Below are 21,618 nucleotides of genomic sequence, written 5' to 3'. Positions count from 1 at the left end.
GAGGCCGAGCAAATTTCTTTTACGCATGTCACCGCGGCCTACAGCTGTGTAGTCGATTCCTTCGTTACAACGGGTCGCCAGGAAAGCGATGAGACATGGACCAAGCCAGCGACACGGCACAGCAAGCGACGGCCCGGCCCGAGGCCGGCGTTGCCCGCTCGCGGCGACTCGAAACGCTGGTGACGCGGCTGGCCGCATGTGCCGTGGCCGTGGCCGGCGTCTCGGCCGCCTATATGCAGACCCGGTACCCGGCGCAGCCCAAGCGCGCCGAAGCGCCAGCCCCGAGCGCGGTGGTGCAGGCGCCGCCGCTGAGTCGCCCCGGCGCCGCCGCGGCCGGCATCTGCCCCGACTGCGGCGTGATCGAGCGCGTCGTGGCGCGCGGTCCGGCGGCGGACAGCGCGGCGTACGAGATGCGCATCCGCATGGATGACGGCAGCCTGCGGACGGTGGCGCAGCGCGGCGCCCTGCCGTCCGGCTCCCGGGTGCTGCTGGCCGGCCGCTCGATCCTGGTGCTGTCCGACCGCCCCGGCCGGGGCTGAGCCGCCAGGTATGGCCGCCACACGCGCGATCGCTGCCGCACTGCTGTTGCTGGCGTGGGCTGGGGCCCAGGCCCGGGAGGCCTACGTCAACGTCACGACCGGCGGCCCCCTGCGCGCGGGCGTGTACGGCCGCATCGAGGTGCGCCAGGGGCCGCCGCCGCCGCTGCTCTCGTCGCAGCCGCTGGTGGCCGCCAAGACGCTCGGGCCGCCGCCGCCGCAGGACCCGCTGTACTTCTACCTGCCGGCCGGACAGGTACGCAAGTGGTCGACCTATTGCCAGCGCTACCATGCCTGCGAGCGGCCGGTCTACTTCGTGCGGGTCGACAACACGCCCGGCAAACTGGGGCGCTGGAAGAGCCGCAGCAAGGCGGGTGGGGACGAGGCGACGCGCCTCGCCAGCGGCGCCGCCGGTTTCTGACGGACCGGGCTTTGGCGGTCTCCCCGATCCCTTCCCGCGCCGAGCTGGCTCAGCGCTTCGCGCAGGTCCGCGCCGAAACGCTGGCCCGGACCGCCACGCTCACGCCCGAGGACCAGGGGGTGCAGGCGATGCCGGACGCCAGTCCCGCCAAGTGGCATCTGGCGCACACCACCTGGTTCTTCGAGGCGGTGGTGCTGGCGGCGCATGCACCCGGCTACACGCCGTTCGACGCGCGGTTCTTCCGCCTGTTCAACTCCTATTACGAATCGCTGGGTCCGCGCCATCCGCGGCCGCAGCGCGGCCTGCTCACGCGCCCCGGCCTGGAGCAGGTGCATGCCTACCGGCGCCATGTCGATGCGGCGCTGCGCCGGTTCATCGAGGGCGCCGACGCGGACACCTGGAGCGCGGCCGCGCCGCTGGTGCAACTGGGACTTCATCACGAGCAGCAGCACCAGGAACTGATCGTCACCGACATCCTGGCGGCTTTCTGGTGCAACCCGCTGCTGCCGGTCTACCAGCCGGTCCCCGGCCCGCGCCCCGCCGCCGGCCCGACCGCGCTGCGCTGGATCGAGCGGCCCGAGGCGGTCGCGGAGATCGGCCATGCCGGCAGCGGCTTCGCCTTCGACAACGAGACGCCGCGCCATCGCGTGCTGCTGGCGGCGCACCGCATCGCCGACCGCCTGGTGACCTGCGGCGAATACCTGCAGTTCATCGAGGACGGCGGCTATCGGCGGCCCGCCCTGTGGCTGTCCGACGGCTGGGCAGCGGCCCAGGACGCCGGCTGGACGGCGCCCCGGTACTGGATCGCGCCCGATGATTCGCGCGCGCCGGCGGCGCACTGGCAGGTGTTCGGGCAGCACGGCGTGCAGCCGCTGGACCCCGCAGCGCCGGTCGTCCACCTGAGCCTGTACGAGGCCGCGGCGTACGCCCACTGGGCGGGCGCCCGGCTGCCCACCGAATTCGAGTGGGAGCTGGCCTTCGGGGTCGACGGGGTGCGCCAGATGACCGGGCATGCGTGGCAGTGGACGCGCTCGTCGTACGATCCGTACCCGGGGTTTCGCCCGCTGGCTGGCGCCGTCGGCGAATACAACGGCAAGTTCATGGTGGGACAGCTCGTGCTGCGCGGTGGCAGCATCGCGACGCCGGCGGGGCACGCCCGGGCGACCTACCGCAATTTCTTCCAGCCGGCCGCGCGCTGGCAATTTTCAGGGCTGCGCCTGGCCAGGGACGGAACATGCTGATGCGATCGATGACCGCGCTTGCCGACAACGCTGCGCCGCCGCCCGACCACCAGGGTCCGCCGGCCAGCGACAGCGCGTTCGCGCACGACCTCGTGGCGGCACTGGCCGCCCGGCCGCGCAGCATTTCGCCCAAGTACTTCTACGATGCGCGGGGCTCGCAGCTGTTCGAGCGGATCTGCGAACTGCCGGAGTACTACCCGACCCGCACCGAGCTGGACATCCTGCGCACCCATGCGCGCGAGCTGGCCGCGCTGATGGGCCCGCGAGCCGAGATCGTCGAGTTCGGCGCCGGCTCCCTGCGCAAGGTGCGGCTGCTGCTCGACGCGATGGAGCGGCCGGCGCGCTACCTGCCGATCGACATCTCGGGCGAGCACCTGGCGCAGGCCGCGGCCGCGCTGCAGCGCGACTACGCCGGGCTCGAAGTGCAGCCGGTGACCGCCGACTACACGCAGCGGCTGCTGCTGCCGGCCCGCCTGCCGGGTGCCGGCCAGCGGGTCGGCTTCTTCCCCGGTTCGACCATCGGCAACTTCACCCCGGCCGAGGCGCTGCAGTTCCTCGGCGCGGCGGCCCAGGTGCTGCGCGGCGGCGCGCTGCTGCTGGGCGCGGACCTGGTGAAGGACCCGGCGGTGCTGCATGCGGCCTACAACGACGCCCAGGGCGTGACCGCCGAGTTCAACCTGAACCTGCTGGCGCGCGCCAACCGCGAGCTCGGCGCCAGCTTCGTGCTGGAGCAGTTCGCCCACAGCGCGTTCTACAACGCCCCCTGGCAGCGCATCGAGATGCACCTGGTCAGCCGCTGCCGCCAGCAGGTGAGCGTGGGCCGGCGCTCGTTCCAGATCGAGGAAGGCGAGACGCTCCACACCGAGCACTCGCACAAGTTCACCGTGGCCGGGCTGCACGAGCTGGCGCGGCGCGCCGGCTTCCGGCCGGGACCGGTGTGGACCGACGAACAGCGGCTGTTCAGCGTGCACTGGCTGCAGGCGCCGCAGGAAGGCGACGCGGCATGAAAGCGACGTGGCACGGCGCGGTGATCGCCGAGAGCGACGACACGGTGGTGGTCGAAGGCAACCACTATTTCCCCGAGCAGGCGCTGAACCGCGAGTACCTGACGTTCAGCAACCACCGCACCAGCTGCCCGTGGAAAGGGCAGGCGAGCTATTACTCGCTGCTGGTGAACGGCGAGCTGAATCCGGATGCCGCCTGGTACTACCCGGACCCGAAGCCCGAGGCCTGGATGATCAAGGGCCGGGTGGCGTTCTGGAAGGGCGTGAAGGTCGAGCCCTGAGGTTCAGTCCCGCACGTCGGCGACGGGGATCGAGCCGAAGTCGGGCCGCGCGAGGTACGCCAGCACGCGCGCGGCGGCCTCGGCCGGCGACGTCAGCGCGCCTTTTTCCTTGAGCTTGAGGAAGGTCCCCTGGTCGGGGAACTCGCTCGGCTGCGCGCCGCGCATCTGCACCTGCATGTCGGTGTCGATCACGCCGGGCGCCAGCGAGCAGATCCGCGCGCCGTTCGGCCCGGCCGCCTGCTCCAGCGCCACGCAACGGGTGTAGTGGTCCATCCCGGCCTTGGCCGCGCAGTACGCCGCCTGCGAGGCCATGGGGCTGCGCCCGAGCCCGGACGAGATGTTGAGGATCTTGCGCGCCGCCGGCCACTGCCCGGTGCCGCGCAGGAAGGCCGAGGTCAGCAGCATCGGCGCCTCCAGGTCCACCCGCAGCGCGGCGGCCAGCTCGGCCGCCGGAATCGCCGCCAGCGGCGCGATGCGCGGCAGCACGCCGGCGTTGTTGATCAGCGTGACCGTGGCGGCCGAGGCGCCGTCCTGCGCGGCCAGCCAGACTTCGAGCCGGGTCGCGGCGGCTTCGGGCTGCGCCAGGTCGACGGCCCACTGCTCGCAGCGCAGCCCGGCGCGGGTGGCGCGCTGGCCCAGTTCGTCGTTGTGGCGGCGCGAGAGGCACAGCAGGTGATGGCCCGCATCCAGCAACTGCTGCGCCATGGCCAGGCCCATGCCGCGCGAAGCGCCGGTGATGATGGTGAGGTGGTGCGTCATGCGCGCATCGTAGCCGGGCCGCCGCTCAGGCGTTGACGACGATCGGGAAGGTCGTGCGCCAGCCCTCGGCCGAGCGCCGGAACGGCATCGTGACGGCGGCGCGGTCCGCCGGCGCGAGCCGGCGCCACAGGAAGTCGCGCTCGTTGTGCGGGTCGCCCGCGACATACAGCTGCGTGGTCAGCAGCTCGCGCGAACCGAGCTTGACCTTCACGTGGATGTGCGGCGTGCGGCCGGCATAGGGGACCGGCCGGATGGTGCGGAAGCGGTAGCTGCCGTCGCTGCCCACCGTGACGCGCCCGAAGCCCTGGAACGCCGGGTCCGCCCGGCCGCCGTCGCCCGGATGGTGATAGTGGCCGGCCTGGTCGCACTGCCAGATCTCCACCCGGGCGCCGGCCACGGCCTTGCCGTCGGGATCGGCGACGCTGCCCTCGAGCCACGCGGGCAGCCCGTGCCCATAGGCGAGGCCGCCGTTGTGCAGCAGGTCGAAGTCGCTGTCCTCGGGCAAGCGCACCGGGTAGAACGGGCCTTCGGTCTGCGCCGGGGTGGGACGGCGGGCGCCACCCGGTTGCGCCTGAAGGCCGCGCCACAGGAGCGGCGCGGCGAGCAGGACGGCGCATCCCGGCGCGTCAACGGGCGAGTGGTCATCGCGATCTCCCGGAAGCGTTGCCGTCAGACTCGGCGCCGACCCTGTCGGTTCCTCGCTTCAGAACGGGGCTGCGCTGCGCCAGTGCATGGGCGCCCCGGTCGCCGGGTGCGCCAGCCGCAGCTCGCTCGCGTGCAACAGCAGGCGCGGCGCCCGCTCGCGCGCTGCGGCCGGCGCGTAGAGGGCATCGCCGAGGATCGGATGGCCGAGCGCCTGCAGGTGCACCCGCAACTGGTGCGAGCGCCCGGTGACCGGCTCCAGTTCCAGGCGCGTGGCCTGGCGCTCCGGATCGAAGCCGAGCACCCGCCAGCGGGTCCGGCTCGGCTTGCCGCGCGCCTGGTCGACCAGCTGGCGCGGCCGGTTCGGCCAGTCGGCGGCGAGCGGCAGGTCGACCAGGCCCCAGCCGTCCCCGGCCGCGGGGGCCGCCAGGTGTCCGTCCACCAGGGCCAGGTAGCGCTTGCCCACCTGCCGCGTCTCGAAGGCGCGGCTGAGCAGGCGCTGCATCGCTGCCCCACGAGCCATCAGCAGCAGGCCTGAAGTCGCCATGTCCAGGCGGTGCACGACGAGCGCATCGGCCAACTGGCGCTGCACGCGGGACCAGGCGCAGTCGGCCTTGCCGGCGCCGCGGCCGGGCACGCTCAGCAGGCCGGCCGGCTTGTCGAGCACCACCAGATGGGCGTCGACGTACAGCAGCGGCACGCCATCGGCAATGCGGTCACTCGGATAATCCATGCATGAGCACCTTGTCAGCCATCCCATTTTCGTTGCAGGCGGTCCTGCTGCTGCTTGCCTCCAACGTGTTCATGACGATGGCCTGGTACGGCCACCTGAAGAACCTGGCGACGGCGCCCTGGTACGCGGCCGCGCTGGTCAGCTGGGGCATCGCGCTGGCCGAGTCCCTGCTGCAGGTGCCGGCCAACCGCATCGGCTTCCAGCGCGCCGGCCTGACGGTGGGCCAGCTCAAGATCATCCAGGAAGTGGTCACGCTGTCGGTGTTCGTGCCGTTCGCCGTGCTGTACCTGAAGGAGCCGCTGAAGCTGGATTACCTGTGGGCGGCGCTGTGCATGGTGGGCGCCGTCTATTTCATATTCCGCAACGGCTGACGACGGGCGCCGGGTACACTCGCCGCAACCCAGGACACCCATACCGGAGGAGCACGCATGCTCTTTGGCAAGTTGCTGCCGCGCGAAGGCAATTTCTTCGAGATGTTCAATCATCATGCCGACCGCATCGTGGAGGCGGCGCGCGCTTTTTCCCAGCTCGTCGCCAACTACAACGACCCGCACCTGCGGGAGCAGTACAACCGCGATGTCGACAACGCCGAGCGGGCCGCCGACCGGGTCACGCACGACGTGAACAAGATGATCCACAAGACGTTCATCACCCCGATCGACCGCGACCAGATCCACACGCTGATCAACACGATGGACGACGTGGCCGACCTGATCCAGGATTCGGCCGAAACGATGGCGCTGTACGACGTCCATCACATGACCGAGGAAATCACCCGCCTCACCGACCTCAGCGTGCGCTGCTGCGACCGCGTGAAGGAAGCCGTGAGCATGCTGGGCAAGCTGTCCGAGCCGGCCTCGGTCGAAGCGGCGCTCAAGAGCTGCGAAGAGATCGACAAGCTGGAGTCCGACGCCGACCGCGTGATGCGCTCGGCGATGAGCAAGCTGTTCCGCGAAGAGCCGGACGTGCGCGAAGTGATCAAGCTCAAGGCCATCTACGAGCTGCTGGAGACCATCACCGACAAGTGCGAAGACGTTGCCAACGTGATCGAAGGCATCGTGATCGAGCACTCCTAGCCCGGCGCGGAGCCTCCCGGATGGAAAACGCGCAAACCGCCCTGTGGCTGGTGGTCTTCCTGATCGCCCTGGCCCTGGCGTTCGACTTCATGAACGGCTTCCACGACGCGGCGAACTCGATCGCCACCGTGGTGTCCACCGGCGTGCTGCGGCCGACCACCGCGGTCGTGTTCGCGGCCGCGTTCAACCTGATCGCGATCCTGATCTTTCACCTCAGCGTGGCCGCGACGGTGGGCAAGGGGATCGTCCAGCCGGGGGTGGTCGACACCCACGTGGTGTTCGGCGCCCTGATCGGCGCCATCACCTGGAACGTCGTCACCTGGTACTACGGCATTCCCAGCAGCTCCTCGCACGCGCTGATCGGCGGGATCGTGGGCGCCGTGATGGCGAAGTCGGGCGCCGGCGCGCTGATCGGCGCCGGGATCTGGAAGACCGTGCTGTGGATCTTCCTGTCGCCGCTGATGGGGTTCGTGCTGGGGTCGCTGATCATGGTGCTGGTGTCGCAGCTGTTCCGGCGCGCGACGCCGTCGCGCATCGACCGCTGGTTCCGCCGGCTGCAACTGGTTTCCGCCGGCGCCTACAGCCTGGGCCACGGCGGCAACGACGCCCAGAAGACGATCGGCATCATCTGGATGCTGCTGATCGCCGCCGGCATGACGCTGCCGGGCGACAAGGCGCCCCCCAACTGGGTGATCCTGTCCTGCTACCTGGCGATCGGCATGGGCACGATGTTCGGCGGCTGGCGCATCGTCAAGACCATGGGCCAGCGGATCACCAAGCTCAAGCCGGTGCACGGCTTTTGCGCCGAGACCGGCGGCGCGCTGACCTTGTTCCTGGCGTCCGCGCTCGGCATTCCGGTGTCCACCACCCACACCATCACCGGCGCGATCGTCGGCGTCGGTTCGACCCAGCGGGCCAGCGCCGTGCGCTGGGGCGTCGCCGGCAACATCGTCTGGGCCTGGATCTTCACGATCCCGGCGAGCGCGTTCGTCGCCGGGATCGCCTACTGGGTCAGCCTGCAGATCTTCTGAGGCTCACGCCGCGACCAGCGGCTGCCGCGGGTGCAGCCGGGCCATGAAGAACGCGTCGACATAGCGGCCGTTCTTCAGCGCATAGGCCCGGTGCCGGCCTTCCTCGACGAAGCCCATGCCACGGTACAGCGCGATCGCACGGTCGTTGTCCGCATGGACGGTCAGCTCCACGCGCAGGATGCCGGCCCAGTTGTCGGCCCAGTCCAGCAGGCGCGCGATCAGCTGCCGGCCGACGCCGCGGCCCTGCCATTCCGCCGCGATGCCGATACCCAGGGTGCGGGCATGGGCCCGCCGCAGGCCGCGGTGCGGCAGGTGCAGGCCCGCCGCGCCGATCACGCCGGTCCCGGCCTCGGCCACCAGCAGGCAGCTGTGCGGGTCGACCTTCTGCAGGTATTCCAGCCGCGAGGCGACCGGCATGTCTGGCAGTTGCAGCGTGCCCTCGAACGTGCCCTGGCTGCCCATGAGGGCCGAGAGGGCGGCAGCGTCCTGGGGTTCCTGGGCGCGGATGGTGATCCGCGTCGCGTCGGCTCGGTGGGCCGCATCCATGGCGTCTCTCCTGGTGGGGATTGCTGGACGTCCCAATCTACGCTGGCTCGGCAGCAGATGGAAATGCCGCCTTCGCATGACTCCATGCGGTGGCCGGCTCACTGCGAGATCTTGCGACCCTCTTCGATCTGGTACTCGAAGTAGCGCTGGAAGCTGAAGGCGAGGCTCGCCATCAGCACGCCGGTGCCCACCAGCAGCGCCAGCGCGACCGCGAAGATGGTCAGCCAGCTGGTGCCGCCGGCGGCGTCCTCGGGCGCGGCCGACGGATTGAACCAGCGGTTCCACTGCTGCGGGCTGGCGAGCCCGTACACGATGGCCGTCAGCGCGCAGGCCGCGATCGTGAAGCCCACGAAGGGGATCAGGACCCAGCTCAGCTGATCGTCGACGCCGTAACGCTGTACCCGCAGCACGCCGTAGAGGCCGACCAGGGTCGGCAGCGGCAGCAGCCAGCCGAGGAGGTCGCGGCCGCCGTGCAGGTAGAACCGGTGCAGCCCGAGCGGTCCGCCGAGGAAGGCCAGCCAGGCGGCCAGTGTCTTGTTCTTCATGGGGTCGCCCGGTCGGGCGGCGCGGCGTCGCCGGCGCCGAGCGCCTTCTCCATCAGCACGATGTCGAGCCAGCGGTCGAACTTCCAGCCGCAGGACCGGATGACGCCGGCCGGGGTGAACCCGACCGACCGGTGCACGCCGATGGAGGCGGCGTTGGCGGAATCACCGATCACCGCGATCAGCTTGCGGATGCCGCAGGCCTCGGCCCGGCCCGACAGCGCCTGCAGCAGCTGGCCGCCCAGCCCGCGGCCGGCCGCCTGCGGGTCCAGGTAGATCGAATCCTCGGCCGAGAACCGGTAGGCCGGCCGCGGCTTGAACCACTGGCAATAGGCGAAGCCGAGCACCCGGCCCGCGTCCTCCACCACCAGATACGGCAGGCCCTTGGCCAGCACGTCCGCGCGGCGGGCGGCCATGTCCTCCTGGGTCGGCGGGGTGGTCTCGAACGTGCCGGTGCCGTGGAGCACGTGGTGCGCGTAGATCGCCGTGATGGCGGGCAGGTCCTGGTCGCGGCTGGGGCGGATCGTGCTCATGGGGCGGCTGAAGGTTATAATCGCGGGTTCTTCAGCGTGTCGCTGGCCGGGTGGCCATGTCGCGTGTCTCAACGCTGGGAAAAATACCCTCCACCCGAAGGATAAATCATGGTCGTCATTCGACTCTCCCGCGGCGGCGCCAAGGCCCGTCCGTTCTTCAACATCGTCGTTGCCGACAAGCGTGTGCGCCGCGACGGCCGCTTCATCGAGCGCCTGGGCTTCTACAACCCGATCGCCAAGGACGGCGAGGAAGGCCTGCGCATCGCCCAGGACCGCCTGACCTACTGGAAGGGCGTCGGCGCCCAGACCTCGCCCACCGTGGACCGCCTGATCAAGCAGGCCGCCGCCAAGGCCGGCACCGCCGCCGCGGCTCCCGCCGCGGCCTGAGGCGCGATGACCGGCCTCGAGGCCGCGGAACTGCCCGCGGACGCCGTCGAAGTCGGGCGCATCGCCGATGCCTGGGGCATCAAGGGCTGGTTCAAGGTCCTGCCCCACAGCGCTTCCCCGGAGGCGCTTTTTTCTTCCAAGCGCTGGTACCTGCTGCCGCCGGAAAAAGGCCAGAAGGCCTTCGCCGGCGCCGTGCTGCTGCGCGTGCGCGAGGCCAAGGAGCACGCCGACAGCGTGGTGGCCACGGCGCAGGACATCGACGACCGCACGGCCGCCGAGGCGCTGCGCGGCGCCCGGGTGTTCGTCGCGCGTTCGAGTTTCCCCACCCCGGGCGACGACGAGTATTACTGGGTCGACCTGATCGGGCTGCAGGTGTCCAATCGCGAAGGGCTGGCGCTCGGCGCGGTGAAGGACCTGCTGTCCACCGGCCCGCAGACGGTGCTGGTGCTCGAATACCGGGCCGACGACGGCCAGCCGGCCGAGCGGATGATCCCGTTCGTCGCCGCCTACGTCGACACCGTGGACATCGCCGGCAAGCGCATCATCGTGGACTGGCAGCCGGATTACTGATCCGGCCCGGACGCCGCCATGCGCTTCGACGTCATCACCCTGTTTCCCGAGCTGTTCGCGCCGTTCCTCGCCAGCGGCGTGACCCGTCGCGCCTACGAATCGGGGCAGGTGCAGGTGCGGCTGTGGCAGCCGCGCGATTTCGCCGAGGGAAACTACCGCCGGGTCGACGACCGTCCGTTCGGCGGCGGCCCCGGCATGGTGATGATGGCCGCGCCGCTGGCGCGCTGCCTGGACGCGATCCGGGCCGAGCGCGCCGATGCCGCCCCGGTGGTCCTCTTCTCGCCGATCGGGCAGCGGCTCGATCACGCCGGCGTGGAGCGCTGGTCCGCGAGCGCCGGGGCGATCCTGCTGTGCGGACGCTACGAAGGCATCGACCAGCGCTTCATCGACCGTCACGTCGACGTCCAGGTCAGCCTGGGCGACTTCGTGCTGTCCGGCGGCGAGATCGCGGCCATGGCCTTGCTCGACGCCGTCGCCCGCCTGCAGCCGGGGGTGCTGGGCGACGAGGACAGCCACCAGTTCGACAGTTTCCATCCGGCGCTGGACGGGCTGCTCGATTGCCCGCACTACACCCGGCCCGAAGACTGGGACGGCGCGCGGGTCCCGGCCGAGCTGCTGTCCGGCCACCACGCGCAGATCGAGCGCTGGCGGCGGGACCGGCGGCTGGAGATCACGGCCCGCCACCGGCCGGACCTGATCGCCGGCGCCCGGGCGGCGGGGCGCCTGTCGCCGGCCGACGAGGCCTTCCTGGCGAAGATCGGCTGACGGGCTATAATGGCAGGCTTTTCCGATCCTCTGCCCGGCCGCGGCGCCTCGAAGGCGCCGCCCCTTGTGTAGCGCGGGCACGATCGAACAGGAATCCCATGAATCTGATCCAGACCCTCGAGCAGGAAGAAATTGCCCGCCTGGGCAAGAACATTCCCGAGTTCGCCCCCGGCGACACCGTCATCGTCAGCGTCAACGTCGTCGAAGGCACCCGCAAGCGCGTGCAGGCCTACGAAGGCGTCGTGATCGCCAAGCGCAACCGCGGCCTGAACAGCGGCTTCACGGTGCGCAAGATCTCCAGCGGCGAAGGCGTGGAGCGTACCTTCCAGACCTACAGCCCGCTGATCGCCGGCATCGAAGTCAAGCGCCGCGGCGACGTCCGCCGCGCCAAGCTGTACTACCTGCGCGAGCGCAGCGGCAAGTCGGCGCGCATCAAGGAAAAGCTGGCGCACCACAACAAGGCCGCGGCCGCCGAATAAGCAGCCCCGCCCTGGAGATGGCCGCCCAGCCGAGTGCTGCGGGCGGCCTTTTTCATTCCGGCCCCATCGTTCGCCTCATGCCCATCAATCCGGCGCCCGCCGACCTGCCGCTTTCCAGGCTGCCGAACTTCGATCCGCGCCGCGTGCCGGTGCTGGGCGTCGACGCGCACCTGCCGCCGGTGGCCGAGGCCGCGCTGCGGCCGCAGGCGCTGCGCGCCCGGTTCCAGGCACCGCCGCGCTGGGAGCCTGAGCTGTGGACCGAGCGCCGTTTCTCGGAGCGCGAGCCGGCGCACGCTTCGGTGCTGGTGCCGATCGTGATGCGCGAGCAGCCGATGGTGCTGCTGACGGAGCGCACGACCCACCTGTCGACGCACTCGGGGCAGGTGGCCTTCCCCGGGGGCAAGCGCGACGCCACCGACCGCGACGAGGCCCATACCGCCCTGCGCGAGGCGCAGGAGGAGATCGGGCTGGCGCCCGGGCTGGTCGACATCATCGGCCAGCTGCCCACGTACACCACCGGCACCCAGTTCATCATCACCCCGGTGGTGGGGCTGGTCGAGCCCGGACACCAGCTCACCCTCAATGCGTTCGAGGTGGCGGACGCGTTCGAGGTGCCGCTCGCGTTCCTGATGAACCCGGCGCACCACCGCCGCCACGCAATCGAGTGGCATGGCGTGCGGCGCGAGTGGTTCTCGATGCCGTACCGCGATGGCGACATCGAGCGCTTCGTCTGGGGCGCCACGGCCGCCATGCTGCGCAACTTCTACCGGTTCCTGAGCGCCTGACCCGGCCCGGGCGCTGCCCGTATCATTGGCGAATGAGCTTTTTCGCCATCCTGTTCGCGCTGCTGATCGAACAGGTGCGCCCGCTCGCACGGCACAACCCCATCCACAACGGCCTGCGTTTGTGGGCGCGCTGGGTCAGTCGCAACTTCGACACCGGCCGGCGGCAGCACGCGGTGGTGGCCTGGTCCCTGGCGACGGTGCTGCCGGCGCTGCTCGCCCTGGGCGTGCACTGGCTGCTCGCCGTCTTCCTGGGCTGGCCGTTCGCGGTGCTGTGGAGCGTCGCGGTGCTGTACGCGACGCTGGGATTCCGGCAGTTCAGCCACCACTTCACGGCCATCCGCGACGCGCTGGACGGCGGCGACGAAGTGCTGGCGCGGCAGCTGCTCGCCGAATGGCAGCAGGTCGACGCCAGCGAGCTGCCCCGCAGCGAGATCGTGCGCCACGTGATCGAGTATTCGGTGCTGGCCGCGCACCGGCACGTGTTCGGGGTGCTCGCCTGGTTCTCGGTGCTGGCGGCCTTCGGCTTCGGCCCGGCCGGCGCCGTGCTGTATCGCATGAGCGAATTCGTCAACCGCTACTGGCGCCACCGCGCGCAGGTGCAGACGCAGCCGGCCAGCCCGGCCCTGCAGTCGACGGCCGCCGGCGCGTGGGCGGCGATCGACTGGCTGCCGGCGCGGATCACGGCGCTCGCCTTCGCGGTGGTCGGCAGCTTCGAGGACGCGATCGACTGCTGGCGCAACTATGCCCAGCGCTTTCCCAACGACAACGATGGCGTGATCCTGGCCGCCACCTCGGGCGCGGTGAACGTGCGCCTGGGTGGCGAAGCGCTGAAATCCGCCTACGCGCCGAACGGCCAGGGCTTTCGTTCCAGCGCCGCCGAAGGCATGGTCGACACCGAGAGCACGCCGGGGCGCGAAGCCGAGATCGGCCACCTGCGCAGCATCGTCGGCCTGGTCTGGCGCTCGGTGGTGCTGTGGATGGTGCTGCTGGCCTTGCTGACGCTGGCGCGCCTGCTCGGGTAGGGCGCGGTCTCAGAACCGCGGCTGCGACAGCTCCGCGAACAGATCCTGGTAGATGCGGTAGCGCGTCGGCGAGATGCCGCCGGGCCCCTCGCGCCCGACCAGCGGCATGATCGCGCAGCCCGGTTCGTGCCGGTGCGTGCAGTTGTAGAACTTGCACTGGCCGAGGGCGGGCTTCAGGTCCGGCATGCAGGCCGCGAGCTGCATCGGTTCGATGTGATGCAGGCCGAATTCCTGGAAGCCCGGCGAATCGATCAGCGCCGTCGTGCGCTCGGCATCGACCCAGTACCAGGTGGTGGAGGTCGTGGTGTGCTTGCCCGATTGCAGCGCCTTCGAGATCTCGCCCGTCTGCGCCGCGGCCCCCGGCACCAGCAGGTTGATCAGCGTGCTCTTGCCCGCGCCCGAGGGGCCGAGCACCAGCGTCGTCTTGCCGCGCAGCAGCGCCAGCAGCTTGGCGCGGTCGACGTCGCCCGACAGCCGCAGCGACAGCGGCAGCACGCCGTAGTGCATCTGCTGGTACGGCAGCAGGCGGGCCCAGGCCCGCTCGAACGGCTCGACCAGGTCGCTCTTGTTCAGCGCGATCACCGGCTCGATGCGCTCGGCTTCGGCGGCGATCAGGGCGCGGGCCAGCTGATGCTCGGAGAACTCCGGCTCCGCGGCCACCAGGATCAGCACGTGGTCCAGGTTGGCGGCGAACGACTTGGTGCGGATCTCGTCGCGCCGGTAGAACAGATTGCGCCGCGCCTGCACCTGCTCGATCGTGCCTTCGTCGTGCGACCCCCGCCAGAGCACGCGGTCGCCGACCACGGCCTGGCTCTTCTTGCCGCGCGGATGGCAGATCAGGCGCCGGCCGTCGGCCGTCTCCACCAGGCAGTGACGGCCATGGCTGGCCACGACGAGGCCGGGCTGCAGCCCGGCGGCCGCGGTCACGGCCATCCCGCCGCCGGGCGCGCCGGCGCCGGGCTCATGCCAGCAGCGCGTCGACCTGCGCCGCGCATTCGAAGTCGGTTTCGGACAGGCCCTTGACGTCGTGCGTGTTGAAGCGCACCACGCAGCGGTCGTAGTGGACCGACAGCGCCGGGTGATGGTCCTGCGCGTTGGCGACGAACGCCACCGCGTTCACGAACGAGATCGTCTCGTAGTAGTTCGCGAAGCGGTAGGTCTTCTCGATCGCGACATCGGCGCCGTCGCCGGCGAGCTGCCAGCCGGGCAGCACCGACAGCCGCGTCACGATCTCGGTCGGGCCGAGGGCGCGGCGGCGCACCTGCGACCAGTCCTTCCTGTTCAGCATCGACTCCATGGACCTGCCTCGTCAGGCCGCCGCCGGCGCCAGGCGGGCGAGCCGCTGCGCCGCCGGGGGATGCGAATAGTAGAACGTGACGTACACCGGATCGGGCGTGAGGGTCGAGGCGTTGTCCTCGTACAGCTTGAGCAGGGCGCTGGAGAGATCCCGGCCGCTGGTCTGGCGCACGGCGTAGGCGTCGGCCTGGAACTCGTGCTTGCGCGAAAACAGCGCCAGCACCGGCGAGATGAAGAACGAGAACACCGGCACCGCCAGCAGGAACAGCAGCAGCGCCAGGGCGTCGTTGGGGCCCTGCACGTTGGGCCGCACGCCGAGGCCGAAATAGAACCAGGCCTGCGTCGACAGCCAGCCCAGCAGCGCGAAGCCTCCCAGGCTCAGCGCGAAGAGGCCGCCGATCCGCTTGAGGATGTGCTTGTGCTTGTAGTGGCCCAGCTCGTGCGCCAGCACCGCGTCGACTTCGCCCGGCGACAGCTTCGCCAGCAGCGTGTCGTAGAACACCACCCGCTTGGCCGCGCCGAAGCCGGTGAAATACGCGTTGGCATGGGCGCTGCGCTTGCTGCCGTCCATCACGAACAGGCCCTTGGCGGCGAAGCCGCAGCGCTGCATCAGCGCCGTCACGCGCGCCTTCAGGACCTCGTCGTCCAGCGGCTTGAACTTGTTGAAGATCGGCGCGATGAAGGTGGGATACACCAGCAGCAGCAGCAGGTTGAACGCCATCCAGACAGCCCAGGCCCAGAGCCACCAGAAGCGGCCGGTCGCGCCCATGAGCCACAGGATCAGCGCGGCGATCGGCAGCCCGATCAGGACGCCGACCAGCGCCGACTTCGCGAGGTCCGCCAGCCACAGCCGCAGCGTCATCTTGTTGAAGCCGAAGCGCTCCTCGACCACGAAGGTCTGGTACAGGGTGAAGGGCAGTTCCAGCGCGCCGCTGATCAGCGCGAAGCAGCCGAGCAGCGCGAGCTGCTGCCACATGCCCGTCCCGAGCATGCCGATGAGCCAGCGATTGAGGGCATCGAGGCCGCCCAGCAGCGTCCAGCCGAGCAGCACCGCCGCCCCGAACGCCAGTTCCAGCAGGCTCAAACGGGTCTTGGTGATGGTGTAGTCGGCGGCCTTCTGGTGCGCGGCGAGCGTGACCACGCCGTCGAAGGGCGCGGGCACCGCCTGGCGATGCCGGGCGACGTGGCGGATCTGGCGCGAGGCGAGCCAGAATTTCACGCCCAACCCGGCGAGCAGGAACGCGGCGAATGCGAGGATCAGCGTCTGGGAAGCATGGGCTTGCATTCGGCGCTAGTTTAGGCCATCGGCGACAATCGCAAGGATGCCAGACAACGATGCCGCGGCCCTGCCGGCCCTGCCCAAGAGCGACCAGAACCTGATCTGGCTCGACTGCGAGATGACGGGGCTCGATCCCGAGGGCGACCGCCTGATCGAGATCGCCGTGATCGTCACCGGTCCCGAACTCACGCCGCGCGTGGAAGGTCCCGTGTTCGCCATCCACCAGAGCGACGCCCAGCTCGACAAGATGGATTCGTGGAACAAGGGCACCCATGGCCGCAGCGGCCTGATCGACAAGGTGAAGGCGTCGACGGTCACCGAGGCGCAGGCGGAGCAGGCGATCCTGGACTTCCTCTCGCGCTATGCGCCCAAGGGCGCGGCGCCGATGTGCGGCAACAGCATCAGCCAGGATCGCCGGTTCCTCGTGAAGTACATGCCGAAGCTGGAAGCGTTCTTCCACTACCGCAACGTCGACGTGAGCGCGCTCAAGGAGCTCGCCAAGCGCTGGCGGCCCGACGTCTACAACTCGTTCAAGAAGCAGCAAAAGCACACCGCGCTGGCCGATGTCCACGAGTCCATCGACGAGCTTGCGCACTACCGCGAGCACTTCCTGCGGCTCGAGATTCCGCGGCCGCCTGCAGGAAAACCCTGATCGTGCGATAATCGCTGGCTCGGCTGCACTTCGCAGCCCTCGTGCATCTCCCTTCACACACCGGCTCACGACTGAGCACAGCGCCCCCGGCGCCGCAGTCGAAACAGCGCACCCGCTGGAGCCACCAGTGCCTTCCCGGCCTGCAGTCGTTTGATGGTTGATGTTCCTTAACCATTGACGACCACGCCGCCATCTTCGGCGGCGTGACCGTGTGAGTACCACGACATGACCGACACCTTTGACGTGCCGGGCGAAGCTTCGCCCGTGCAAACCGCTGCCATCGATACCGCGCCGATCGCGCCCAATGGCTTCCTGAAGATGGGCCTCGAGCCCGAGCTGCTGCGCGCGCTGGACGACCTGGGCTTCACCCAGCCGACGGCGGTGCAGGAAGAGACCGTTCCGCTGGCGATGCCCTCGGACGACGCGAGCGCCGGCTTCACCGACCTGATGGTCTCCAGCCAGACCGGCAGCGGCAAGACCGTGGCCTTCCTGTTGCCGGTGCTGCACACGCTGCTGCGCCAGCAGGCGCACGCCGAAGCGCAGGCGCGCGCCGACTACGACCGTGCCGTCGCCGAAGCGGCGGCCAAGGGCGAGCCGCCGCCCAAGCGCGCCAAGCGCAAGGACCCGACCAGCCCGCGCAACTTCAAGGCCGCCACGCCGGGCGCGCTGGTGCTGTGCCCGACGCGCGAACTGGCGCAGCAGGTGGCGCACGACGCCATCGATTTGGTCAAGCACTGCCGCGGCCTGCGCATCGCCAACGTGGTGGGCGGCATGCCCTACCAGATGCAGATCGCCAAGCTGCAGAACGCCGACCTGGTGGTCGCCACGCCGGGCCGCCTGCTGGACCTGCAGCGCTCGTCGCAGATCAAGCTCGAGAAGGTGCAGTTCCTGGTCGTCGACGAAGCCGACCGCATGCTCGACCTCGGCTTCGCCGATGACCTGGCCGAAGTGAACCAGCTGACCGTCGAGCGCCAGCAGACGATGATGTTCAGCGCGACCTTCGCGCCGCGCATCCAGCAGCTGGCCGCCCGGGTGATGCGCCAGCCGCGCCGGATCCAGATCGACAGCCCGCAGGACAAGCACGCCAACATCAAGCAGGTGCTGTTCTGGGCCGACACGCCCCAGCACAAGCGCAAGCTGCTCGATCACTGGCTGCGCGACACCTCGATCAACCAGGCGATCGTGTTCGCCAGCACCCAGATCGAGTGCGACGGGCTCGCGGGCGACCTGCAGCAGGCCGGGTTCGACGCCGTGGCGCTGCACGGGGCGCTGAGCCAGGGCCTGCGCAACCGGCGGCTGATGGCGCTGCGCAACGGGCAGGTCCAGGTGCTGGTGGCGACCGACGTCGCCGCGCGCGGCATCGACGTGCCGACCATCACGCACGTCTTCAACTTCGGCCTGCCGATGAAGGCCGAGGACTACACCCACCGCATCGGCCGCACCGGCCGCGCCGGCCGCGACGGCCTGGCCGTGACCTTCGCCGAGTTTCGCGACCGCCGCAAGATTTTCGACATCGAAGGCTACACGCGCCAGCAGTTCAAGCCCGAGACGATTCCGGGCCTGGAGCCGCAGCAGCGCGCGCCGCAGGGCCCGCGCGGCGACTTCGCCGGCCGTGGCCGGGAGACGCCGTCGCGCGACCGCAGGTTCGGTGCCCCGCGCAAGGGCAACGGCTTCGGCGGCGGGTTCGGCGACCGCCAGGCCCGCGGCCCGTTCGACGGCGAGCGCCACGCGCGCGGCCCGTTCGATGGCGCCCGGCAGGCCGGCGCCGGCTTCGGCGGCGGCCAGGGCGGACGCGACCGCGACCGCTTTGCCGACCAGCGCAAGGGCGGCTTCGATCCGCGCTTCGCGGGCGGCGGCACGGAGGGTTTCGGCCGGCGCGGCGATGGCGCCGAGCGCCGCGCGTCGTTCGACAAGCCGGCCAAGCTGGGCAACGGCGGCAAGGTCTTCGTGCCGCGCGACCTCAAGAAGCGGCCGTACAAGGCGGCCTGATCACCGCGAGCGAATGAAGAAAGCCGGCCGCGATGCCGGCTTTCTTTTGGCCGGCACGCTGGCGTGCGCGGCGCTGTCGTTCAGCGCGACGCCCGGTCCTGGCGCGCGCCTGCCGCGTGCGTCCGCGCCGGCGACTCGCCAGCGTGCAGGCGCCCGATCTCGGGTGCATGACGTTTCACCCACACCCATGCGACCAGGCCCACGCCCATCATCGTGATCGACGACAGCGCCAGCGCGCGCGTCGAGTGCATCACCAGCGGCGCGATCGCGCCGGCCACGATGCCGTTGGCCGTGGAGCCGACCACCGCCTGCAGGGACGAGGCCATGCCGCGCCGCTCCGGGTAGAGATCGAGCACCAGCAGCGTCACCACCGGGACCATCAAGGCCCAGCCGAAGGCGAAGAGGGCGATCGGGATCATCGCCCAGCTGGCCCTCGGCTCGAAGGTGAAGTTCGCGGCGACGTTGCCGAGCGAGACCAGCAGCATGATCACGAAGCCATGGCGGATCTGTCGTCGCGGCGCGATCTTGCCGGCGAGGCGGCCGCTGACCCAGGCGCCGCCCATGATGCCGCTGATGGTGAGCACGAAGAACCAGAAGAACTGCGTCGGCGCGAGGCCGAGGTGCTGGCCCAGAAACGCCGGCGCCGACAGCACGTACAGGAACATGCCGTTGAACGGCACCCCGCTGGCCAGCGCCAGCAGCAGGAAGCGCGGGCTGGAGCCGAGCTGCCAGTAGCCCTGCATCAGGTTCGCCACGTTGAACGGCTGGCGCTGGGTCGCGTGCAAGGTCTCCGGCAGCAGCCGGAAGTTCGCCGTCCACAGCACCATGCCGACGAAGGTGAGGAACCAGAAGATGCTGTGCCAGCCGGTGTTCACCAGCAGCCAGCCGCCGATGATCGGCGCGATGGCCGGCGCCACGCCGAAATAGATCGTGATCTGGCTCATCACCTTCTGCGCGTCGGCCGGCGCGAACATGTCGCGCACCACCGCGCGCGAGACGACGATCCCGGCGCCGGTGGACAGGCCCTGCAAGCCCCGGAAGAACACCAGCTGGCCGATGCTTTGCGACAGCGCGCAGCCGGCCGAAGCCAGCGTGAAGACGGCGATGCCCCACAGGACGACCGGCCGGCGGCCGAAGCTGTCGGCGAGCGCGCCGTGGAACAGGTTCATGAAGGCGAACCCGAACAGGTACGCCGACAGCGTCTGCTGCATCTGCACCGGCGAGGCGTCGAGGGCCCCGGCGATGCCCGAGAAGGCCGGGAGGTAGGTGTCGATCGAGAACGGCCCCAGCATGCCGAGGACGGCGAGCAGCACGGCGAGGGCCCAGCGCGGCGCGCGCCAGAGTTGATCGGCTTCGGGATTCACGAGGCCGAGAGTCTAGCCGTTCGCCCGCCGGAAGCGAAAAGCCGGGCGACCGGTCCCAAGTCCTGGTCATGGTCGAGCATGCGCCCACGCGCTGGGCCGACGGGCCATCTGGCACCTCCCGCCGCGGCGCCGGCGTTCGCTCTGCCGTGACAAAAGTCCTGTGAGGCCGCGCCCCGCCCCGGGGCCAAGAAAGGACGTTTCGCCGATGCGCGCCGGCCGCCGGCGTCCTGTAATGCCCCGGAGCCAGTGCCGCGTCGCGGCGCGGCCACGCAACCGGAGCAGCCATGGCCACCATCAGCACCCAGTGGGACTACGACCTGTACGGCGGGGCAGGGAACGACACGCTCACCGGCGGGGCCGGCAACGAGCGCATCTTCGGCGGCGCCGGCAGCGACGTGCTCGATGGCGGCGGCGGCAGCGACGACCTCAAAGCCGGCTCGGGCGACGACCGGCTGATCTACGAGCTGGCGGCCAATGCCGGCGCCTCCGACGTCTACACCGGCGGCTCGGGCATCGACACGATCGTCCTGCGGCTGACGCAGGCGCAATGGCAGGATGCGACGGTGCGGGCCGAGCTGCAGCGCTACGTCGCCTTCCTGGGGTCGGTGAAGCTCAGCGCGCAGGGCGAGGTCTCCAACGGCCTGGAAAGCGACTTCTCGTTCCAGTTCGGCGCCGGCGCCGGCACGCTCACGGTGCAGATGACCGAGAAGCTGGCGGTCGAGGTGGAGGACTCGCCGGGACATTTCAGCCCCGTCAACTACCTCACCGCGCTGATCCTCGGCGCGGCGCCGACGGCCGCCGTCACCGAGGCGGGCGGCGTGGCCAACGGCGCGGCGGGCGTGCCGAACGCCAGCGGCGACCTCTTTGCGGACGACCTGGACGGCCCCGACGACCTGTTCCAGGTGGTCGCCGCCGGCACCGCGAGCGGCCAAGGGTACGGCACCTACGGGGTGACGAGCGCCGGCGTCTGGACCTATGTGCTCAACGATGCGAACGCCGCGGTGCAGGGACTGAATGCGGGGGCGACGCTGACGGACACGATCCTGGTGACCACGGCGGACGGGGGCACGCAGCAGGTCACCATCACGATCAACGGCACCAACGACACGCCGGTCGTCACCGGCAGCGGCACCCTGGCGTTCACGGAGAACCAGGCGGCCGCGGCCGTGTTGCCGACACTGGCGATCACCGATGTGGACAGCGCCCAGCTGACGGGCGCCGCGGTCAGCATCAGCGGCAACTTCCAGTCGGGCCAGGACGTGCTCGGCTTCACCAACCAGAGCGGCATCACCGGCAGCTACGATGCCGCGACCGGCGTGCTCACGCTGGCCGGAACGGCGTCGCTGGCGGATTACCAGGCCGCGCTGCGCTCGGTTACCTACGCCAATACCAGCGATGACCCGGCCACGGCCACGAGGACGGTGAGTTTCCGGGTGAACGACGGCAGCGCGCTCTACAACCTCAGCAACGTGGCGACCGCGACGGTCACCGTGAGCGCGGTCAACGACGCGCCCACCACCAGCGCGGTGACGCTGGCGGCGATTGCCGAGGACAGCGGGGCGCGGCTGATCACGCAGGCGCAGCTGCTGGCCAACGCCACCGATGTGGAAAGCGACGCCCTGGTGGCCAGCGCCCTGGCGATCGCCTCCGGCAGCGGCACCCTGGTGAACAACGGCGACGGCAGC

General features: G+C 70.3%; 27 protein-coding genes. 17 read left to right on the top strand and 10 right to left on the bottom strand.

The window, feature by feature from the left end:
• Positions 1–95: 95 nt before the first annotated feature.
• Genes VNT59_RS18900 through VNT59_RS18880 form a run of 5 tightly spaced genes read left to right on the top strand, consistent with a single transcriptional unit; the run spans position 96 to position 3,483 of the window.
• On the top strand, positions 96–539 hold the full coding sequence (locus tag VNT59_RS18900) for a hypothetical protein (RefSeq protein ID WP_325500984.1): 444 nt from the start codon (positions 96–98) through the stop codon (positions 537–539).
• Between the two features lie 10 nt (positions 540–549).
• Positions 550–957, top strand: coding sequence for a hypothetical protein (locus tag VNT59_RS18895; RefSeq protein ID WP_325500982.1), 408 nt, complete (start codon positions 550–552; stop codon positions 955–957).
• 11 nt (positions 958–968) lie between these two features.
• Positions 969–2,198 carry an ergothioneine biosynthesis protein EgtB gene (egtB, locus tag VNT59_RS18890; protein WP_325500980.1) on the top strand — a complete coding sequence of 410 codons (1,230 nt, stop codon included), beginning with the start codon at positions 969–971 and terminating at the stop codon, positions 2,196–2,198.
• The gene (gene egtD / locus VNT59_RS18885) at positions 2,198–3,205 is read left to right on the top strand and encodes an L-histidine N(alpha)-methyltransferase (protein WP_414708420.1); all 1,008 of its coding nucleotides are present in this window, start codon (positions 2,198–2,200) and stop codon (positions 3,203–3,205) included. Before egtB ends, egtD begins: the two co-directional genes overlap by 1 nt.
• Positions 3,202–3,483: a DUF427 domain-containing protein gene (locus VNT59_RS18880; protein ID WP_325500978.1), complete on the top strand. Its 282-nt coding sequence runs from the start codon at positions 3,202–3,204 to the stop codon at positions 3,481–3,483. Before egtD ends, VNT59_RS18880 begins: the two co-directional genes overlap by 4 nt.
• Before the next feature lie 3 nt (positions 3,484–3,486).
• Here VNT59_RS18880 and VNT59_RS18875 read toward each other — a convergent pair whose 3' ends face one another.
• The 3 genes from VNT59_RS18875 to VNT59_RS18865 all read right to left on the bottom strand — a co-directional run bounded on the left by VNT59_RS18875 (position 3,487) and on the right by VNT59_RS18865 (position 5,617).
• Positions 3,487–4,242, bottom strand: coding sequence for an SDR family NAD(P)-dependent oxidoreductase (locus VNT59_RS18875; protein ID WP_325500976.1), 756 nt, complete (start codon positions 4,240–4,242; stop codon positions 3,487–3,489).
• Between the two features lie 25 nt (positions 4,243–4,267).
• Positions 4,268–4,849 (bottom strand): protocatechuate 3,4-dioxygenase, encoded by a 582-nt coding sequence (locus tag VNT59_RS18870; RefSeq protein WP_325501042.1) that lies wholly within the window; start codon positions 4,847–4,849, stop codon positions 4,268–4,270.
• 96 nt (positions 4,850–4,945) lie between these two features.
• Positions 4,946–5,617 (bottom strand): RluA family pseudouridine synthase, encoded by a 672-nt coding sequence (locus VNT59_RS18865; protein ID WP_325500974.1) that lies wholly within the window; start codon positions 5,615–5,617, stop codon positions 4,946–4,948.
• A 2-nt stretch (positions 5,618–5,619) separates the two neighbouring features.
• Between VNT59_RS18865 and VNT59_RS18860 the strand changes: the two genes are divergently transcribed.
• From VNT59_RS18860 to VNT59_RS18850, 3 genes are read left to right on the top strand one after another with little or no spacing between them, the layout of a single operon-like run.
• On the top strand, positions 5,620–5,988 hold the full coding sequence (locus VNT59_RS18860) for a DMT family protein (RefSeq protein ID WP_325500972.1): 369 nt from the start codon (positions 5,620–5,622) through the stop codon (positions 5,986–5,988).
• Between the two features lie 57 nt (positions 5,989–6,045).
• Entirely contained in the window at positions 6,046–6,693 is a 648-nt protein-coding gene (locus VNT59_RS18855; protein ID WP_325500970.1) for a DUF47 domain-containing protein, read from the top strand.
• A gap of 20 nt (positions 6,694–6,713) precedes the next feature.
• Entirely contained in the window at positions 6,714–7,724 is a 1,011-nt protein-coding gene (locus tag VNT59_RS18850) for an inorganic phosphate transporter (RefSeq protein WP_325500968.1), read from the top strand.
• Between the two features lie 3 nt (positions 7,725–7,727).
• Here VNT59_RS18850 and VNT59_RS18845 read toward each other — a convergent pair whose 3' ends face one another.
• The 3 genes from VNT59_RS18845 to VNT59_RS18835 all read right to left on the bottom strand — a co-directional run bounded on the left by VNT59_RS18845 (position 7,728) and on the right by VNT59_RS18835 (position 9,345).
• Complete coding sequence (locus tag VNT59_RS18845; RefSeq protein ID WP_325500966.1) at positions 7,728–8,270, bottom strand: GNAT family N-acetyltransferase; 543 nt, start codon at positions 8,268–8,270, stop codon at positions 7,728–7,730.
• A gap of 98 nt (positions 8,271–8,368) precedes the next feature.
• Positions 8,369–8,815, bottom strand: a complete 447-nt coding sequence (locus VNT59_RS18840; protein WP_325500964.1) for a hypothetical protein — start codon at positions 8,813–8,815, stop codon at positions 8,369–8,371.
• Positions 8,812–9,345: a GNAT family N-acetyltransferase gene (locus VNT59_RS18835; protein WP_325500962.1), complete on the bottom strand. Its 534-nt coding sequence runs from the start codon at positions 9,343–9,345 to the stop codon at positions 8,812–8,814. The genes VNT59_RS18840 and VNT59_RS18835 overlap by 4 nt, the downstream gene beginning before the upstream one ends.
• 108 nt (positions 9,346–9,453) lie before the next feature.
• Between VNT59_RS18835 and rpsP the strand changes: the two genes are divergently transcribed.
• From rpsP to VNT59_RS18805, 6 genes are all read left to right on the top strand, one after another.
• Positions 9,454–9,732 (top strand): 30S ribosomal protein S16, encoded by a 279-nt coding sequence (gene rpsP / locus VNT59_RS18830; protein WP_325500960.1) that lies wholly within the window; start codon positions 9,454–9,456, stop codon positions 9,730–9,732.
• A 6-nt stretch (positions 9,733–9,738) separates the two neighbouring features.
• A complete protein-coding gene (rimM, locus tag VNT59_RS18825) occupies positions 9,739–10,302 on the top strand; it encodes a ribosome maturation factor RimM (RefSeq protein ID WP_325500958.1) in 564 nt (187 codons plus the stop codon).
• A gap of 18 nt (positions 10,303–10,320) precedes the next feature.
• Positions 10,321–11,067 (top strand): tRNA (guanosine(37)-N1)-methyltransferase TrmD, encoded by a 747-nt coding sequence (trmD, locus tag VNT59_RS18820; RefSeq protein WP_325500956.1) that lies wholly within the window; start codon positions 10,321–10,323, stop codon positions 11,065–11,067.
• A 98-nt stretch (positions 11,068–11,165) separates the two neighbouring features.
• Positions 11,166–11,546 carry a 50S ribosomal protein L19 gene (gene rplS / locus VNT59_RS18815; RefSeq protein ID WP_325500954.1) on the top strand — a complete coding sequence of 127 codons (381 nt, stop codon included), beginning with the start codon at positions 11,166–11,168 and terminating at the stop codon, positions 11,544–11,546.
• A gap of 77 nt (positions 11,547–11,623) precedes the next feature.
• Complete coding sequence (locus VNT59_RS18810; RefSeq protein WP_325500952.1) at positions 11,624–12,331, top strand: CoA pyrophosphatase; 708 nt, start codon at positions 11,624–11,626, stop codon at positions 12,329–12,331.
• Positions 12,332–12,363: 32 nt separating this feature from the next.
• The gene (locus VNT59_RS18805; RefSeq protein ID WP_325500950.1) at positions 12,364–13,353 is read left to right on the top strand and encodes a CobD/CbiB family protein; all 990 of its coding nucleotides are present in this window, start codon (positions 12,364–12,366) and stop codon (positions 13,351–13,353) included.
• A 9-nt stretch (positions 13,354–13,362) separates the two neighbouring features.
• Here VNT59_RS18805 and rsgA read toward each other — a convergent pair whose 3' ends face one another.
• The 3 genes from rsgA to VNT59_RS18790 are packed head-to-tail and all read right to left on the bottom strand — an operon-like array spanning position 13,363 to position 15,934.
• Positions 13,363–14,286 carry a ribosome small subunit-dependent GTPase A gene (rsgA, locus tag VNT59_RS18800; protein ID WP_325500948.1) on the bottom strand — a complete coding sequence of 308 codons (924 nt, stop codon included), beginning with the start codon at positions 14,284–14,286 and terminating at the stop codon, positions 13,363–13,365.
• 28 nt (positions 14,287–14,314) lie between these two features.
• Positions 14,315–14,650, bottom strand: a complete 336-nt coding sequence (locus VNT59_RS18795) for a 4a-hydroxytetrahydrobiopterin dehydratase (RefSeq protein ID WP_325500946.1) — start codon at positions 14,648–14,650, stop codon at positions 14,315–14,317.
• A 12-nt stretch (positions 14,651–14,662) separates the two neighbouring features.
• The gene (locus tag VNT59_RS18790; RefSeq protein WP_325500944.1) at positions 14,663–15,934 is read right to left on the bottom strand and encodes a M48 family metallopeptidase; all 1,272 of its coding nucleotides are present in this window, start codon (positions 15,932–15,934) and stop codon (positions 14,663–14,665) included.
• A gap of 37 nt (positions 15,935–15,971) precedes the next feature.
• On the opposite strand from VNT59_RS18790, the gene orn reads away from it, so the two are divergent.
• Together orn and VNT59_RS18780 are read left to right on the top strand one after the other, a co-directional pair.
• Complete coding sequence (gene orn / locus VNT59_RS18785; RefSeq protein WP_325500942.1) at positions 15,972–16,580, top strand: oligoribonuclease; 609 nt, start codon at positions 15,972–15,974, stop codon at positions 16,578–16,580.
• Positions 16,581–16,805: 225 nt separating this feature from the next.
• A complete protein-coding gene (locus tag VNT59_RS18780) occupies positions 16,806–18,569 on the top strand; it encodes a DEAD/DEAH box helicase (RefSeq protein ID WP_325500940.1) in 1,764 nt (587 codons plus the stop codon).
• A gap of 80 nt (positions 18,570–18,649) precedes the next feature.
• On the opposite strand, the gene VNT59_RS18775 is transcribed toward VNT59_RS18780, so the two are convergent.
• Positions 18,650–19,933 carry a multidrug effflux MFS transporter gene (locus tag VNT59_RS18775; RefSeq protein ID WP_325500938.1) on the bottom strand — a complete coding sequence of 428 codons (1,284 nt, stop codon included), beginning with the start codon at positions 19,931–19,933 and terminating at the stop codon, positions 18,650–18,652.
• 284 nt (positions 19,934–20,217) lie between these two features.
• On the opposite strand from VNT59_RS18775, the gene VNT59_RS18770 reads away from it, so the two are divergent.
• The coding region (locus VNT59_RS18770) for a VCBS domain-containing protein (RefSeq protein ID WP_325500936.1) at positions 20,218–21,618 on the top strand (1,401 nt) is incomplete at its 3' end.

Source organism: Ramlibacter sp. (genome assembly GCF_035554825.1).
Classification (GTDB): Bacteria; Pseudomonadota; Gammaproteobacteria; order Burkholderiales; family Burkholderiaceae_C; genus Ramlibacter.
Note: the sequence above shows the minus strand (reverse complement) of the source record. Positions and strands in the feature narration are given on the sequence as shown.

Coding starts and splice junctions, on each gene's coding strand:
- VNT59_RS18900 (WP_325500984.1), top strand. CDS start 96: ATGGACCAAGCCAGCGACACGGCACAGCAAGCGACGGCCCGGCCCGAG.
- VNT59_RS18895 (WP_325500982.1), top strand. CDS start 550: ATGGCCGCCACACGCGCGATCGCTGCCGCACTGCTGTTGCTGGCGTGG.
- egtD (WP_414708420.1), top strand. CDS start 2,198: ATGCGATCGATGACCGCGCTTGCCGACAACGCTGCGCCGCCGCCCGAC.
- VNT59_RS18880 (WP_325500978.1), top strand. CDS start 3,202: ATGAAAGCGACGTGGCACGGCGCGGTGATCGCCGAGAGCGACGACACG.
- VNT59_RS18875 (WP_325500976.1), bottom strand. CDS start 4,242: ATGACGCACCACCTCACCATCATCACCGGCGCTTCGCGCGGCATGGGC.
- VNT59_RS18865 (WP_325500974.1), bottom strand. CDS start 5,617: ATGGATTATCCGAGTGACCGCATTGCCGATGGCGTGCCGCTGCTGTAC.
- VNT59_RS18860 (WP_325500972.1), top strand. CDS start 5,620: ATGAGCACCTTGTCAGCCATCCCATTTTCGTTGCAGGCGGTCCTGCTG.
- VNT59_RS18855 (WP_325500970.1), top strand. CDS start 6,046: ATGCTCTTTGGCAAGTTGCTGCCGCGCGAAGGCAATTTCTTCGAGATG.
- VNT59_RS18850 (WP_325500968.1), top strand. CDS start 6,714: ATGGAAAACGCGCAAACCGCCCTGTGGCTGGTGGTCTTCCTGATCGCC.
- VNT59_RS18845 (WP_325500966.1), bottom strand. CDS start 8,270: ATGGATGCGGCCCACCGAGCCGACGCGACGCGGATCACCATCCGCGCC.
- VNT59_RS18840 (WP_325500964.1), bottom strand. CDS start 8,815: ATGAAGAACAAGACACTGGCCGCCTGGCTGGCCTTCCTCGGCGGACCG.
- VNT59_RS18835 (WP_325500962.1), bottom strand. CDS start 9,345: ATGAGCACGATCCGCCCCAGCCGCGACCAGGACCTGCCCGCCATCACG.
- rpsP (WP_325500960.1), top strand. CDS start 9,454: ATGGTCGTCATTCGACTCTCCCGCGGCGGCGCCAAGGCCCGTCCGTTC.
- rimM (WP_325500958.1), top strand. CDS start 9,739: ATGACCGGCCTCGAGGCCGCGGAACTGCCCGCGGACGCCGTCGAAGTC.
- trmD (WP_325500956.1), top strand. CDS start 10,321: ATGCGCTTCGACGTCATCACCCTGTTTCCCGAGCTGTTCGCGCCGTTC.
- rplS (WP_325500954.1), top strand. CDS start 11,166: ATGAATCTGATCCAGACCCTCGAGCAGGAAGAAATTGCCCGCCTGGGC.
- VNT59_RS18810 (WP_325500952.1), top strand. CDS start 11,624: ATGCCCATCAATCCGGCGCCCGCCGACCTGCCGCTTTCCAGGCTGCCG.
- VNT59_RS18805 (WP_325500950.1), top strand. CDS start 12,364: ATGAGCTTTTTCGCCATCCTGTTCGCGCTGCTGATCGAACAGGTGCGC.
- rsgA (WP_325500948.1), bottom strand. CDS start 14,286: ATGGCCGTGACCGCGGCCGCCGGGCTGCAGCCCGGCCTCGTCGTGGCC.
- VNT59_RS18795 (WP_325500946.1), bottom strand. CDS start 14,650: ATGGAGTCGATGCTGAACAGGAAGGACTGGTCGCAGGTGCGCCGCCGC.
- VNT59_RS18790 (WP_325500944.1), bottom strand. CDS start 15,934: ATGCAAGCCCATGCTTCCCAGACGCTGATCCTCGCATTCGCCGCGTTC.
- orn (WP_325500942.1), top strand. CDS start 15,972: ATGCCAGACAACGATGCCGCGGCCCTGCCGGCCCTGCCCAAGAGCGAC.
- VNT59_RS18780 (WP_325500940.1), top strand. CDS start 16,806: ATGACCGACACCTTTGACGTGCCGGGCGAAGCTTCGCCCGTGCAAACC.